Source organism: Paraburkholderia acidiphila, from assembly GCF_009789655.1.
In the GTDB taxonomy this organism is placed as follows: Bacteria; Pseudomonadota; Gammaproteobacteria; order Burkholderiales; family Burkholderiaceae; genus Paraburkholderia; species Paraburkholderia acidiphila.
In genome coordinates, this window is sequence record NZ_CP046909.1 from 2317251 (window position 1) to 2330842 (window position 13592).

The window sequence follows — 13592 nt, forward strand, 5'->3', positions numbered from 1 at the left end:
CACAACGTGAACCACGCCTTTCTGGTCTCCACCGGAGCCGTCGCGCTCGCGGAAATCGGCGACAAGACGCAGTTGCTCTCGCTCGTGCTCGCGGCGCGCTACCGCAAACCCGTGCCCATCATTCTCGGCGTGCTCGTCGCCACGCTCGTCAACCACTCGGGCGCAGGCGCGCTCGGCACGTGGCTCGGCGCGCTCGTCACGCCGGGCGTGATGCGCTGGGCGCTGGCCGCCTCCTTCGTCGCCATGGGGTTGTGGATTCTCGTACCGGACAAGCTCGAAGAAGGCGAAGCGAACGTGAACCGCTCGCAGCTCGGCGTGTTCGGCGCAACGGTGGTGGCCTTCTTTCTCGCCGAGATGGGCGACAAGACGCAGATCGCGACCGTCGCGCTCGCTGCGCGCTTTCACGACTTCTTCGGTGTGGTGGCCGGCACGACGCTCGGCATGATGATCGCGAACGTGCCCGCGATCCTGCTCGGCGACCGTTTCGCCCACAAGCTGCCGACGAAGCTCGTGCATGCCGTCGCGGCGGTGCTGTTCGTCGTGCTCGGCGTGCTCGCGATTCTGGGCGTGGGGTTCTGACGTGCCTTGACGTGCCTATTTGGCGGGCGCGGCGGCACTGCCCTGCCCCGCTGCCGGCGGGGCCGCAGCGGTTTCGTTCGGCGCGCCGCCGCTCTTGCCTAGCGGAATCTTGACCTCTGTCACCGTGCCGTTGGCCAGCGGGAAATTCCCCAGCGCGCTCTGCACGAGAAACGGCATCACGCGCACGAGCGAGGGGTCGTCGCCCGACGTGCGCGCCTGCACGTTATAGACCTCCTTGCCGCTCGCCCTTTCGGTGATGCGAATGCCGAGCGCATGCGAATACACCGGGTAGGACTGGTTCACATAGGCAGGCTGGTACGGTCCCCATGCGCCCCACGGGTTCCACGGCCCCCAGTACGGACCCGGCCACGGGTTGTAGAACACGGGCTGCGCAACCGTCACCGTGTCCGTGCGGCTGCCATACGCGAGGCCCACGAGATAGCGCGCCTGCGGTTCGGCCACGAGGCGGAACGCGTGCATCGCGAGCCCGTTGGCGACGAACTGCTCGTAGGTGCTCTGCTCGATGCTCTGGCTCTGCTCAGGGCTACGTGAAAACGCAAAAGTGCGCGTGGCGTCGCTGCCGCCGTCCCATGCGGAGAAAGCGGTCACCTGGCTCGTCACGTAAGTCGTGCAGCCGGAGAGCGTAAGTGCGAGCGCCGCCAGCATCAGGAGGGCGCGGCGGGTCCATCTGTCGTGCATCATGGTCTTCTCGTCTTCATTCAGTTGGAAAGGTGCAGTCGTGGGGGCCGCTCTCTCCGATACGAACTTTGCTCCGCGCTTATTCCAGGCTTTTTCCACGCATTCTGCATGGTGGTGCCATGTCCGATCCGTGCGCGTTTCACGTCGGTCGTGTGTTGTCTTGCGGCTCGCTTTGTCGTCCGCTTTGTCGTCTATTGCCGCGCGGCAGGGCCTGATCATACTGACTCGCGGCGCGGCGTGAAAGTTCTGCGGCCGAGCCCTGACGGACAAAGCGGCCCGAGCCTTTGTACAATGGGACGGAACCGCCGGGCTTCCGCGACGGCAGGCAGCGCCCGAAGGGCGCACACGCCGCCGCGGCCGGCCAATCCGATCCACACGATCGATCCTCACCGATCCGACACGCCCCTACCCAGACCATGTCCGATACCGCCACGCCCACCGTGATCCGCCGCGAAGACTACGCGCCGCCCGCGTTTCTGATCGATACCGTCGACCTCGAATTCGACCTGGCGCCCGAGCGCACGGTCGTCAAGAGCACGTTGCGCGTACGCCGCAATCCCGACGCGCAACCCAGCGCGCATCTGGAACTCATGGGCGAGCAGCTCGAATTCATCGGCGCGGCCATCGACGGCAAACCGTACGCGAACGTGCGCGCGCACGAGCACGGCCTCACGGTCGAAAACGTGCCCGATGCGTTCGAGCTCACGCTCACCGGCGCGTGCGCGCCCGAAGCCAACACCACGCTCTCGGGCCTTTACGTGTCGAGCGGCAACTTCTTCACGCAGTGCGAGGCCGAGGGCTTTCGCCGCATCACCTGGTTCCTCGACCGCCCCGACGTGATGGCGACCTACACGGTTACGCTGCGCGCCGACAAGCTGGCCTACCCGGTACTGCTCTCGAACGGTAACCTCATCGCCGAGGGTGACTTGCCCGATGGCCGCCACTATGCGAAATGGGAAGACCCGTTCCGCAAGCCGAGCTACCTTTTCGCGCTCGTGGCGGGCAAGCTCGTGGCGCTGGAAGAACGCATCCAGAGCGGCTCGGGCAAGGAAAAACTGCTGCAGGTGTGGGTCGAGCCGCACGATCTCGACAAGACGCGCCACGCCATGGACTCGCTCATCCACTCGATCCACTGGGACGAGCAGCGCTTTGGCCTCGAACTCGATCTCGACCGCTTCATGATCGTCGCCGTGAGCGACTTCAACATGGGCGCGATGGAGAACAAGGGGCTCAACATCTTCAATACGAAGTACGTGCTCGCGAATCCCGAGACGGCCACCGATGTCGATTTCGCGAATATCGAAGCCGTGGTCGGCCACGAGTACTTCCACAACTGGACTGGCAACCGCGTAACCTGCCGCGACTGGTTCCAGCTGAGCCTGAAGGAAGGCCTCACGGTGTTCCGCGACCAGGAGTTCTCGGCGGCGATGTCGGGCGGCGACGAAAACGAAGCCGCGCGCGCGACCAAGCGTATCGAGGACGTGCGCGTGTTGCGCCAGATGCAGTTCGCCGAGGACGCGGGCCCGATGGCGCACCCGGTGCGACCGGAAAGCTACGTCGAGATCAACAACTTCTACACGATGACCGTCTACGAGAAAGGCGCGGAAGTCGTGCGGATGTATCAAACGCTGCTCGGCCGCGACGGGTTCCGCAAGGGCATGGACCTGTACTTCCAGCGCCACGACGGCCAGGCCGTGACCTGCGACGACTTCCGCCATGCCATGGCCGACGCCAATGGCCGCGACCTCGCGCAGTTCGAACGCTGGTACAGCCAGGCGGGCACGCCGCGCGTGAGCGTGACGACAAGCTACGACGAAGGCACGCGCTGCTACAGCGTGACGCTCACGCAGGGCTACGCCAACGGCTCGCCGGCCGCGCGCGAAACGCAAAAGGGCCCGCTGCACATTCCGTTTGCAATCGGCCTGATCGGCCCGGACGGCGCGGACCTGCCGCTGCGTCTCGAAGGCGAAGCCGCCGCGCACGGCACGACGCGCGTGCTGGAATTAACCGATACGCAGCAGACCTTCACGTTCGCCGATGTGATGGCCAAGCCCCTGCCCTCGCTGCTGCGCAACTTCTCGGCGCCGGTCATCGTCGACTACGACTACGGCAACGACGAACTCGCTTTCCTGCTCGCGCACGACAGCGACGCGTTCAACCGCTGGGAAGCGGGCCAGCGCCTCGCCACGCGCGAACTGCTCGCGCTGGCTGCGCGCGCCGCCGCGGGCCAGCCGCTCGAAATCAACCCGGCGCTCGTCGATGCATTCCTCCGCGTGCTGACCGACGAATCGCTCTCGCCGTCGTTCCGCGAGCTCGCGCTCATGCTGCCTTCGGAGACCTATCTTGCCGAGCAGATGGCCGAATCCGACCCGGCCGCCGTGCACACGGCGCGCCAGTTCGTGCGCAAGCAACTGGCCACCGCGCTCAAAGGCGAATGGCTCGCGGCTTATGAGCGCAATGTGACGCCCGGCGCGTACGAGCCGACGCCCGAGGCAGCCGGACACCGCGGGTTGAAGAACCTTGCGCTGTCGTATCTCTCGGAACTCGACGATGCCGCGCAAGCGGTGCGGCTCGCCACGGCGCAATACGACTCGGCGAACAACATGACCGATCGTTCGGCGGCGCTTTCCGCGCTGTTGAACGTGCAGGCGGCCGGCGGCGGTGACGTCGCGCGCAAGGCACTCGAAGACTTCTATGTGCGCTTCGAGAAGGAACCGCTCGTCATCGACAAGTGGTTCGCGCTGCAGGCCACGCAACGGGGCACGGCGCAACGCCCGACCATAGAGACGGTGCGCGCGCTCATGGGTCACCCGGCGTTCAACATCAAGAACCCGAATCGCGCGCGCTCGCTGATCTTCAGCTTCTGCGCCGCGAATCCCGCGCAGTTCCACGCCGCCGACGGCTCGGGCTACGCGTTCTGGGCCGACCAGGTGATCGCGCTCGACGCGCTCAATCCGCAGGTCGCGGCGCGCCTCGCCCGCAATCTCGAACTGTGGCGCCGCTTCACGCCCGCGCTGCGCGACGCGATGCGCGCGGCGCTGCAGCGCGTCGCCGCCGAAGCCAAATCGCGCGACGTGCGCGAGATCGTCGAAAAAGCGCTGGCTTGATCAGACGAAATGCGGCGAAACGCGCGGCGCCCAGGCCGCGCCGCGCGGCAACCCATGAACCGGCCTTCGCGCCGGTTTTTTTGCGCATTTTTTCGTGATTATTTTTGACGGCGCGGCCACACCCGCCACCGCGCGCAAAGTCGCTCCAGCAAGCCGGGCCGCGCCCCGGCGCTTTATTTTGCACGGCTGTGCGGCGGGCGGTCACAGTCGAGCGGGTAGAATTGCGCTATTCCCAAGCGTATCCGGAGTACTGCAATGGCTTTGCAACGTCGCACCACCCTCACCAAGTACCTGATCGAGCAGCAGCGCCAGCACAGCAACCTGCCCGCCGATCTGCGTCTTTTGATCGAAGTCGTCGCGCGCGCGTGCAAGGCGATCAGCTTCAACGTCAGCAAGGGCGCGCTCGGCGACGCGCTCGGCACGGCCGGCAGCGAGAACGTCCAGGGCGAAGTGCAGAAGAACCTCGACATCCTCTCGAACGAGATCCTGCTCGACGCCAACGAATGGGGCGGCAACCTCGCCGCGATGGCCTCGGAGGAAATGGAAACGTTCTTCCCGATCCCGGCCAACTATCCGAAGGGCGAATACCTGCTGGTGTTCGATCCGCTCGACGGCTCGTCGAACATCGACGTGAACGTGTCGATCGGCACGATCTTCTCGGTGCTGCGCTGCCCGGACGGCCAGCAGGCGAGCGAGGAGTCGTTCCTGCAGCCCGGCACGAAACAGGTTGCCGCAGGCTACGCCGTGTACGGCCCGCAAACGGTGCTCGTGCTCACGACCGGCAACGGCGTAAACTGCTTCACGCTCGACCGCGAACTGGGCTCGTGGGTGCTCACGCAAAGCAATATGCGCATTCCGGAAGAGACGCGCGAATACGCGATCAACGCCTCGAACGCACGCCACTGGTATGAGCCGGTGCAGCAGTACATTGGCGAACTCAACGAAGGCAAGGACGGTCCGCGCGGCGACAACTTCAACATGCGCTGGATCGCCTCGATGGTCGCCGACGTGCACCGTATCCTGAACCGCGGCGGCATCTTCATGTACCCGGCCGACAAGCGCGACCCGTCGAAGCCCGGCAAGCTGCGCCTGATGTACGAAGCGAACCCGATGTCGTTCATCGTCGAGCAGGCGGGCGGCATGGCGACCAACGGCGAGGAACGTATTCTCGACATCCAGCCGAAGAGCCTGCATGAACGCGTAGCCGTGTTCCTCGGCTCGAAGAACGAGGTCGAACGCGTCACGCGCTACCACCACGAAGCAAAAAAATGAAAAAGGATGGGGGAAGGACTTGCATAGTTCGCGGCAACCTCCTATAATCTTTCTTCTCTGATGTGACGCCGGAATAGCTCAGACGGTAGAGCAGCGCATTCGTAATGCGAAGGTCGGGGGTTCGATTCCTCTTTCCGGCACCAGGATTCAAGCAAAAAGCCCAGTCTTCGGACTGGGCTTTTTGCTTTGCGCCGTCAGCACCGCATGCGGTGCTGAGCAGCGGCTGCGTCACGCCTTTGGCGGCAGCGCATCCAGCGCGTCGCCCAACTCCGCGATCGCCTCATCCCATCGCCCCAGTTCTCGCTGCCTGAAAAGCCGCGCCGACGGATACCAGGGACTATCGGCGCGCTGCGTCATCCAGCGCCAGTCCGTGCAGGTCGGCAGCAGGATCCACACCGGCACGCCAGCCGCACCCGCAAGATGCGCGACAGAGGTGTCGACAGTGATCACGAGATCGAGCGACTGGACGATGGCGAGCGTATCGACAAAGTTCGCGATCTCCGGTCCGAGCGGCGTGATGTCGATCTCGACGTCGCGAGGCAACGCCGCCAGCTCGCTTTGCGCACCGCCCTTCTGCAGCGAAAACCATGACACGCCACGCCGGGCGAGCACAGGCAGTAACGTGCGCAGCGCAAGCGAGCGATAGCGGTCGAATTCGTAGTCGGGGTTCCCGGCCCATACGAGCCCCACGCGGCGCTTGCGCGCGCCGCGATGCGCCCCGCCGGAAACCCGCTCGCACCAATGGCCGACGCACTCAGGCGGCGCGCCCAGATAAGGCATGGCCAGCGGCAGCATGTCCACCGTCAGCTTCATCGCCTCAGGAAAGCGAAACATGCGGCTCCAGAAGTCGTAGGGACCAGGCGGCAATGTCGTCCAAGCCTTGTTCACACCGCGCGCGCATGCCGCAACGTCGCCAATCGCCTTGTCGACCCAGACATCGACCTTCGCGCCCTGGCGCCGAAGCCAGTCGATGTAGCGCAACGATTGAAGCTGATCGCCAAGTCCCTGCTCGCCGATCAACAAAAACCGCCGCCCGTTCACGGCTTCACCGGACCACTCCGGAAAGACGGGACGCACCAGCGTACTGTTCTGCGGCAAGCGTTCGTGCCAGTGGTAGTGCCGCCAACCTCGCTCGAAATCGCCGTCGCGCAGCATCGTGACCGCCGCGTTGAATTGCACATGTTCGTCGTCGGGCCGCAAGCGCGCCGCCTCTGCAGCGTGATGCCGCATGCGCGCATGCTCGCCGAGCATGTTCGACGCGTAGCTCGCGTTGTGATGCAGCTTGCCCCGCGCGGTGTCGACGGCGAGTCCCTGCAGCGCGACCTGATACGCGTCGCCGAAGCGATGAAGCTCATTGAGCCGCAATGCGAGGCTTTCGAGTGCTGCGGCGTCGGCCTCGAACTCGATGCGCATCTGCGAGATTTGCGCGATCAGTTCGGCAGGGCTTTCGAGGCGCGCGAGGACCGTTAGCAACTCGAGCCCATCAGCGAGCCGCGAGGTTCCCTCTGTGTATGCGCGGCGCAGGTATTCCGCGGCCGCCTCCAGGCGTTCGTCTTCGACATGCAGTCTCGCCAGGCACCGCAAGGCGTGATGAAGCGAGGGCTCATGGCCGAGCGCCTTTTCGTAATGCGTGCGCGCCTCGGCGCGGCGCTTCGCCAGCTTGAGCACGTCGGCCAGATTGCGGTGCAAGCTGGCGGTGCCGCCGCTGAGCGCGATCGCACGGTGGTAGAACGCCTCGGCGGCAATATGCTCGTTCGCCATCGCTGCCAGCAAGCCGCGATGCTCCCAGAGTTCGGCACGTTCGGGTGCCGCGACGATTGCGCGCTCCAGATGGTCGCGCGCGAGGTCGCGTTGTCCGTCGCGAAAATACGAGAGCGCCAGGCGATGCAATACATGTGCATTGCGTGGCTCGCGCGCGAGCAGTGTCTGGTAGGCAGGCAGCGCATCGCGCGTTCTGCCCGAGTCGAATTGCTGGTCTGCGAGTGCAAGCGCCGCTTTCGTGCGCGCTTGCTCGACCGAGGCTTCGGCCGGCGTGGTGGCATGGTCGCTCATCGTAGGATCGCGCCGACAATGTGGCGCACAGGTCTGTTGCGTTGCTATCTGGAAAAGGTCGTGCCGCTCGGGGTCGCGCGAGCCTTGCGTGCGCACCTTTTAAAGATAAGCAAAATCGCCACGCGACCGAATCAGACATATCTGAAAACGGCTACGCGAAACCAGGCACCCCACGCTTCTCACGCAGAAAGTCGATGAACGTACGCAGTTTGGGCGGCAACTGGGCGCGCCCGGCCGTATACAAATAGAACCCGGGAAACGATGCGCCCCACGACTCGAGCACCGGCACGAGCCGGCCGTCGTCCAGCGGCGAACTCACGTAGTCTTCGATCACGTGCAGGAGACCCACGCCCTGCTCCGCGGCGCGCACCATCGTGCGCAGATCGTTGGTCACGAAACGGCCCTCGGTGACCACGTCGAACACGCGCCGGGGATCGTCCGGCCGCGCGAACTCCCAGCGGTAGACGCCGCCCGTCGCGAAGCGATAGTGCAGACAATCATGCGCGGCCAGATCGTCGGGCGTGACGGGGCGCGTGTGGCGTTCGAAGTATTCCGGCGAGCCCACCACGACGATGCGAATCGGCCCGCCGATCGGCACCGCCACCATACCGGGCGCCACCGATTCGCCCAGGCGAATGCCCGCGTCGAAGCCCTCGCCCACCAGATCGGCAAAACCGTCGTCGAGCGCGAGTTCGAGTTTGATCTGCGGATAGCGCGTCATGAATTCCGCGAGATGCGGCATGACGAGCAACTCGCTCGCCACGCGCGGCAAATTGATGCGCAGCATGCCGACCGGGGCGTCGCGCGAGGCGTCGAGCGCATCGAACGCCGCCTCGATCTCCGAGAGCGCGGGCTGCACGCGCGCGAGGAATTGTGCGCCCGCCTCGGTCAGTGCGACGCGGCGCGTCGTGCGATTGAAGAGCCTCACGCCGAGTTGCGCTTCGAGCGCGCGCACGGCCTGGGACAGCGCCGAAGTCGAAAAGCCCGTGGCTAACGCGGCGCGCGTGAAGCTGCCGTGCCGTGCGACGGCAGCCACGGCGAGCAGAGCGGGCAAGCGTCCGGCCAGCCCGGACGCGGCACCCGGCGTTGAAACCTGGTTGGAAACCGGACCCATGCTGGCTCCATTGTGAAGCTCAGCTTCACGGTGATTTCAGTTGAACCCGATTTTTCCACAAAAAGGAAAGGCGCAAGATGGGTTTGCGTTTGCCACTGCCATCCTTTTTAAGGAAATCGCCATGAAACTCGATAGCTACACCTTGCTCGGCCGCTCAGGCCTGCGTGTCAGCCCCATCGCCCTCGGCACGATGACGTTCGGCACCGAATGGGGCTGGGGTACCGACGAAGCCTGCGCACAGCGACTGTTCGACCTCTATGTCGATGCGGGCGGCAACTTCATCGACACCGCTGACCTCTATACGGATGGCACAAGCGAAAACTGGGTGGGGCGCTTCGCGGCGGCGCGCGGTCTGCGTGAGCGGCTCGTCATCGCCACCAAGTATTCCTACAACGCGGAACCGGGCAACCCGAACGCCGGCGGCAACCATCGCAAGAACCTGCTGCGCGCGCTCGACGGCTCGCTCAAGCGCCTCGGCACCGACTACATCGATCTCTACTATCTGCACACATGGGACCGCATGACGCCCGCCGACGAGGTGATGCGCGCCATGGACGACGCGGTGCGCGCGGGCAAGATCCGCTATGTGGGCCTCTCCGACGTGCCCGCCTGGTACGCGGGCCGCGCGCAGACGCTGGCCGATTGGCGCGGCTTCGAGCCGGTGGCGGCCATGCAGCTCGAATACTCGCTGATCGAGCGCAATGCGGAGCACGAATTCGCCGACCTCGCGACGCAACTCGGCATGGGGCTCGTGCCGTGGAGTCCGCTCGGTATGGGCGTGCTGTCGGGGAAATATCGGCCGTCGCAGGCAAGCGAAGGCGTGAGCGGTGCGGGACGTCTGCAGACGATGGGCGCGAAGCCCCCGCCCGGCTTCGACAAGCTCTCCGCGCGCAACTTCACGATCGTCGCCGAACTCGAGCGGGTTGCGCACGAGGCCAATCGGCCCATGGCGCAGGTTGCGTTGAACTGGCTGTATCAAAAGCGCGGCGTGGCGAGCATCATCGTCGGCGCAACCAAAGTCGCGCAGCTCGAAGAGTCACTAGACGCGCTCGATTTCACACTCGCCCCCGAACTGGTCGCGCGCCTCGACGCAGCCTCCGAACCCGCGCACCCGTTTCCGTACTACATGTTCGCGAACGGCCACCAGTCACGCATTCATGGCCAGGTGGACGTGCGCGCGACGCCCGCCAACCATGCACACGTGCAGCGCGTCCCGGCGCCGGAGGAGAGCCAAACGTAACGAATTATCGGAGTGCATCAATACGCCGCGCCCGAAAGCGCGGCGATTTACGTACGTTCGGTCATTAACTCGCGGCCAAATGACACAGATCAAAGTATTAATCGCCCAACCGGATAGAAACGGACACTTACATAGTTTTAATTCTTATTAACGTTTCGACGTCAACGGCTAAGCATAATCGTCCGTTGTAGACGAATGAGGGGCGCACGCTGATCCGGCGGGACGCGCCCGCGCTTGCGGTGCCGCGCAACACAGGCGCGGGAAGCTGCCCGGGCGGGTGCGGGTCTCAGAGCCGGGGGACGTACGATTGAGGCGTTGTGCGACTGCAGCAGCCGCTGTGCGGGAGACTCGGCGAATCGAGAACCGAACCCGATTCACGCAGCATGCGCGAGTGTGAAGGACATCTCAACAATTATATTCCCGCGCCGTTAATCATTTGTATCGCTGTGCGAAGAAAGCAACACGCGTGCGAGAAAAGCACTGTTACCGTAAGCGGGACTAGCGCAGTAGAAGTGCCGAGCCGGATAATCGGCTTACATAGGAGAAAGATCATGGACGCCAAACCGCCAAGGATTCCGACCCCGGACCAAGTCTTCAGCCCGGATCCGGAACCGGTGGCCGTTGAGTTTCTCGGCGACGAATTGCCTGCTCACGTGCGGGCTTTTCTGGACGAGCAACGCAAGGCACACGAACAGAAGTGACGGGGAAACGCACACGTTCGCGCTCGCGTGACCACGCGCGCACCACGCGTTTGTGTGCAGATCGATACGCGTAGCACGGGGACGCGCGTATCTCGCTGCGCGCGCAGTTTTGCGCCGCAGCGCGCTGTCGCGATCTGCGATTTGCGCTCGACACGCTAGATCGGGCGCGCGCGCTCGTACGACCATCGTCGCGATCGACCGCGCCATTAGACGCAAGCGGGTCATAACCGGCTATGCTTCGGTTTTTATCGCCGGCGTCTTTCTTCCATTCAATGACATTGCTGACCCGCGCGAGCGTGCGTTGCGCTGCCGCGCTGCTCTTCGCCCTACCGATCACGTCCGTCCACGCCGACGGTGACGACACTGCCCTGACCAACCTCGTTGCGCTAGTATCGCAACGGCTGGCGCTCGCCGAACCGGTCGCGCACTGGAAATGGCAACATCACAAGCCGATCACCGATACGCCACGTGAAGACGCCTTGCTCGCCAACGTGCAAAAGCGCGCCACGGCGGCCGGCGTCGATCCCGCGTTTGCGCGTGCGTTCTTCCGCGATCAGATCGATGCCAGCACGCAAATGCAGAAATCGCTGTTCGACACATGGCGCGCCTCGCAGGCGCCCAGCGACCCGGCGCCGGATCTCGCCACGGCCACACGCCCCCAACTCGACAGACTCACCGGGCAATTGATCGGCGCGCTCGCACGCGTGCAATCCGTGCGCGGCGCACCGGACTGCCCGGCGCGCGTCGCGCGCACGCTTGCGAACTGGAAAGCGCTCACCCGCTACGACTCCGCACGCGCAAATGCGATGAATCAGGCGCTGGAGCATGTGTGCGAATCGGGCGGCGTAGGCGGCGTCGCTTAAGTCCCTCAGGCCGCACTCGTGAGGCCGTCAGCCTCGGAAGGCTGCAGCACCTGCACACGCAGGCCGCGTTCGAAGTGCGTCTGCAGAATGCGCCAGGTCGAAAGCTCGAACACCCGCTCGGCGCTGCCGTCCACTAGCGCCTCCGCCTCGGCTGTGCTGGGAAAGGCGCCCATATAGCACCAGCGATCGATCAGGTGATAAACGTCGGCGCCATTCGTGGCGTCCTGCTCGAGCACGACCACCGCGCCTTCGAATGGCCAGGGCGCCACCCCAAGATCGGCGGGGTCGCGCTTCGACACCCGCGGCACGCGATTGAACGAGGGCTTGAGCGCTGCGATCCATTGCGCTTCGACAAGGAGCGCGCCAAGCTCTCCACCTGTCGCACGCCACTCCACCCGGCGCACCTGCTGCGCCATCCGTTGTTCGCGCGAAGAGCGACGCTCCCCCGAAAGATGCGCGCGCACGCGCTGGCGTACCCGCACGCTGCGCCCTACGTAGAGCGGCACGTCGTTCTCGCCATAGAACGCATACACGCCGTGACCTGCCGGTGCGGTGTCGATGAGCTCATCGGTGATGTCGCCGGCCAGTACGTGACGGCGCGTTGTGCGCTCGATCTGCGACGCCAGCGTTTCCCCCGGCACCAGCGCCGGCAGGCGCTGCCAGAACTGCCAGAGGAGATCGGCGTCGGCGAGCGCGCGATGGCGATCCGACGGCACGAGTGCGTGGCGCTCGACCAGCGCATCGAGCCCATGGCGCTTCTCAGCCGGGAAAAGTGCCCGCGACAGGCGCACGGTGCACAGCACATCGGGGTTGAATGAATAACCGGCGCGCTCGAACTCCGCACGCAGGAAGCCGCGGTCGAAGGCCGCGTTGTGCGCGACGAAGAGCTTGCCGGCGAGCCGCCCGTGGAGCTCCGCCGCAATGTCGGCGAAGCGCGGCGCGCCACGCACCATCCGGTCCGTAATTCCGGTGAGCTGCTGAATAAAGGGCGGAATAGGCTGACCGGGATCGACGAGCGTGCTCCATCGCGTCACCTGCCCTTGCATCACCTCCACCACGCCAACTTCGGTAATTCGATGCTCGCCTACCGAACCGCCGGTCGTCTCGAGGTCTACGAAGACGATGGGGAGGTCGCCGGCGGGCTGTGCGGCGTTCAAGAAGGACTCAAGCATGGTGAAACGGCAGGGGAAATGGAAAACGGCCCAAGTATGCACCGTTTGGACGCCACACGCCGACGGTTCCGGCAGCGCAAGTGCGACTTTTTGCTTTTAGTGAAAACCCGAATCAGGAAAACTGTGAAATCCCAGGGTTTTCCCGATTTAATGCGTGAGTTAAAAAAGTGGCCACTAATATCGCCTGAATATCAATATGCCAAAAATAAAAAAGCCCCGGGGGTTTGTCCGGGGCCTGGTGTTACATGAGCGCTCGCACAGCGAGCGCTCGCACGCTGCACTTACAGCGGCTGGATGTTCGCGGCCTGCTTGCCCTTCGGGCCGACCTTGACGTCGAACGACACACGCTGGTTCTCCTTCAACGACTTGAAGCCGTCGGCGCGGATTTCCGAGAAGTGCGCGAACAGATCGTCGCCGCCGGCGTCAGACGTGATGAAGCCAAAGCCCTTCGCATCATTGAACCACTTGACGATACCGGTTTCCATGTTTCAGTTTCCCTCGAGATTTTAATGACGCGGGCAATAACCCTCACGCCGTATCCAGCCAATTCCCGCCGTCCCGCTTCAGCGAATTTCACGTTTTGAAATTGCCGCGGAACGAAAATCAGCTTTGCCGTTATACGGGGAACGTCAATTGCCAGTCAAGCGAATTTTTTATAACAGCTTTCCCGATTCAACGATAAAAGCGGTACGCATCAAAAAGTCGCAGAAAATCGTATGCGATCCGAATCAATATATAAGAATGCGTCATTTTTACGCGATTAACTCACTCACGTCATTGTTACCGGGAAGAT

The 13592-nt window shown here is 64.1% G+C and carries 11 protein-coding genes and 1 tRNA gene; 7 read left to right on the forward strand and 5 right to left on the reverse strand.

Annotated features, from left to right (window positions below; genetic code table 11):
* The first annotated feature begins 6 nt into the window (after positions 1-6).
* Entirely contained in the window at positions 7-579 is a 573-nt protein-coding gene (locus FAZ97_RS10420) for a TMEM165/GDT1 family protein (RefSeq protein WP_158758364.1), read from the forward strand.
* Between the two features lie 15 nt (positions 580-594).
* Here FAZ97_RS10420 and FAZ97_RS10425 read toward each other — a convergent pair whose 3' ends face one another.
* Entirely contained in the window at positions 595-1281 is a 687-nt protein-coding gene (locus FAZ97_RS10425; protein WP_158758365.1) for a DUF4136 domain-containing protein, read from the reverse strand.
* A gap of 413 nt (positions 1282-1694) precedes the next feature.
* Between FAZ97_RS10425 and pepN the strand changes: the two genes are divergently transcribed.
* The 3 genes from pepN to FAZ97_RS10440 all read left to right on the forward strand — a co-directional run bounded on the left by pepN (position 1695) and on the right by FAZ97_RS10440 (position 5800).
* Positions 1695-4385: an aminopeptidase N gene (pepN, locus tag FAZ97_RS10430; RefSeq protein ID WP_158758366.1), complete on the forward strand. Its 2691-nt coding sequence runs from the start codon at positions 1695-1697 to the stop codon at positions 4383-4385.
* Positions 4386-4640: 255 nt separating this feature from the next.
* Positions 4641-5657, forward strand: a complete 1017-nt coding sequence (locus FAZ97_RS10435) for a class 1 fructose-bisphosphatase (RefSeq protein WP_158758367.1) — start codon at positions 4641-4643, stop codon at positions 5655-5657.
* 67 nt (positions 5658-5724) lie between these two features.
* Positions 5725-5800, forward strand: a tRNA-Thr gene (locus FAZ97_RS10440).
* Positions 5801-5885: 85 nt separating this feature from the next.
* On the opposite strand, the gene FAZ97_RS10445 is transcribed toward FAZ97_RS10440, so the two are convergent.
* Both FAZ97_RS10445 and FAZ97_RS10450 read right to left on the reverse strand, forming a co-directional pair.
* The gene (locus FAZ97_RS10445; protein WP_158758368.1) at positions 5886-7709 is read right to left on the reverse strand and encodes a tetratricopeptide repeat protein; all 1824 of its coding nucleotides are present in this window, start codon (positions 7707-7709) and stop codon (positions 5886-5888) included.
* Between the two features lie 151 nt (positions 7710-7860).
* Entirely contained in the window at positions 7861-8823 is a 963-nt protein-coding gene (locus tag FAZ97_RS10450; RefSeq protein WP_158758369.1) for a LysR family transcriptional regulator, read from the reverse strand.
* Positions 8824-8944: 121 nt separating this feature from the next.
* Here FAZ97_RS10450 and FAZ97_RS10455 point away from each other — a divergent pair, with 121 nt between their 5' ends.
* The 3 genes from FAZ97_RS10455 to FAZ97_RS10460 all read left to right on the forward strand — a co-directional run bounded on the left by FAZ97_RS10455 (position 8945) and on the right by FAZ97_RS10460 (position 11627).
* The gene (locus FAZ97_RS10455; RefSeq protein ID WP_158758370.1) at positions 8945-10063 is read left to right on the forward strand and encodes an aldo/keto reductase; all 1119 of its coding nucleotides are present in this window, start codon (positions 8945-8947) and stop codon (positions 10061-10063) included.
* Positions 10064-10614: 551 nt separating this feature from the next.
* Positions 10615-10764 carry a hypothetical protein gene (locus FAZ97_RS35200; RefSeq protein ID WP_027795377.1) on the forward strand — a complete coding sequence of 50 codons (150 nt, stop codon included), beginning with the start codon at positions 10615-10617 and terminating at the stop codon, positions 10762-10764.
* A gap of 272 nt (positions 10765-11036) precedes the next feature.
* Entirely contained in the window at positions 11037-11627 is a 591-nt protein-coding gene (locus FAZ97_RS10460) for a chorismate mutase (protein WP_158758371.1), read from the forward strand.
* A 5-nt stretch (positions 11628-11632) separates the two neighbouring features.
* Here the strand turns inward: FAZ97_RS10460 and FAZ97_RS10465 are convergent, their stop codons facing one another.
* Together FAZ97_RS10465 and FAZ97_RS10470 are read right to left on the reverse strand one after the other, a co-directional pair.
* On the reverse strand, positions 11633-12799 hold the full coding sequence (locus FAZ97_RS10465; RefSeq protein WP_158758372.1) for an exonuclease domain-containing protein: 1167 nt from the start codon (positions 12797-12799) through the stop codon (positions 11633-11635).
* Positions 12800-13080: 281 nt separating this feature from the next.
* A complete protein-coding gene (locus FAZ97_RS10470; protein ID WP_028205165.1) occupies positions 13081-13284 on the reverse strand; it encodes a cold-shock protein in 204 nt (67 codons plus the stop codon).
* Positions 13285-13592 lie beyond the last annotated feature (308 nt).

Bases quoted from the DNA above. Each gene is read 5' to 3' on its own strand.
- FAZ97_RS10425 (WP_158758365.1), bottom strand. From the start codon at position 1,281: ATGATGCACGACAGATGGACCCGCCGCGCCCTCCTGATGCTGGCGGCG.
- pepN (WP_158758366.1), top strand. From the start codon at position 1,695: ATGTCCGATACCGCCACGCCCACCGTGATCCGCCGCGAAGACTACGCG.
- FAZ97_RS10435 (WP_158758367.1), top strand. From the start codon at position 4,641: ATGGCTTTGCAACGTCGCACCACCCTCACCAAGTACCTGATCGAGCAG.
- FAZ97_RS10445 (WP_158758368.1), bottom strand. From the start codon at position 7,709: ATGAGCGACCATGCCACCACGCCGGCCGAAGCCTCGGTCGAGCAAGCG.
- FAZ97_RS10450 (WP_158758369.1), bottom strand. From the start codon at position 8,823: ATGGGTCCGGTTTCCAACCAGGTTTCAACGCCGGGTGCCGCGTCCGGG.
- FAZ97_RS10455 (WP_158758370.1), top strand. From the start codon at position 8,945: ATGAAACTCGATAGCTACACCTTGCTCGGCCGCTCAGGCCTGCGTGTC.
- FAZ97_RS35200 (WP_027795377.1), top strand. From the start codon at position 10,615: ATGGACGCCAAACCGCCAAGGATTCCGACCCCGGACCAAGTCTTCAGC.
- FAZ97_RS10460 (WP_158758371.1), top strand. From the start codon at position 11,037: ATGACATTGCTGACCCGCGCGAGCGTGCGTTGCGCTGCCGCGCTGCTC.
- FAZ97_RS10465 (WP_158758372.1), bottom strand. From the start codon at position 12,799: ATGCTTGAGTCCTTCTTGAACGCCGCACAGCCCGCCGGCGACCTCCCC.
- FAZ97_RS10470 (WP_028205165.1), bottom strand. From the start codon at position 13,284: ATGGAAACCGGTATCGTCAAGTGGTTCAATGATGCGAAGGGCTTTGGC.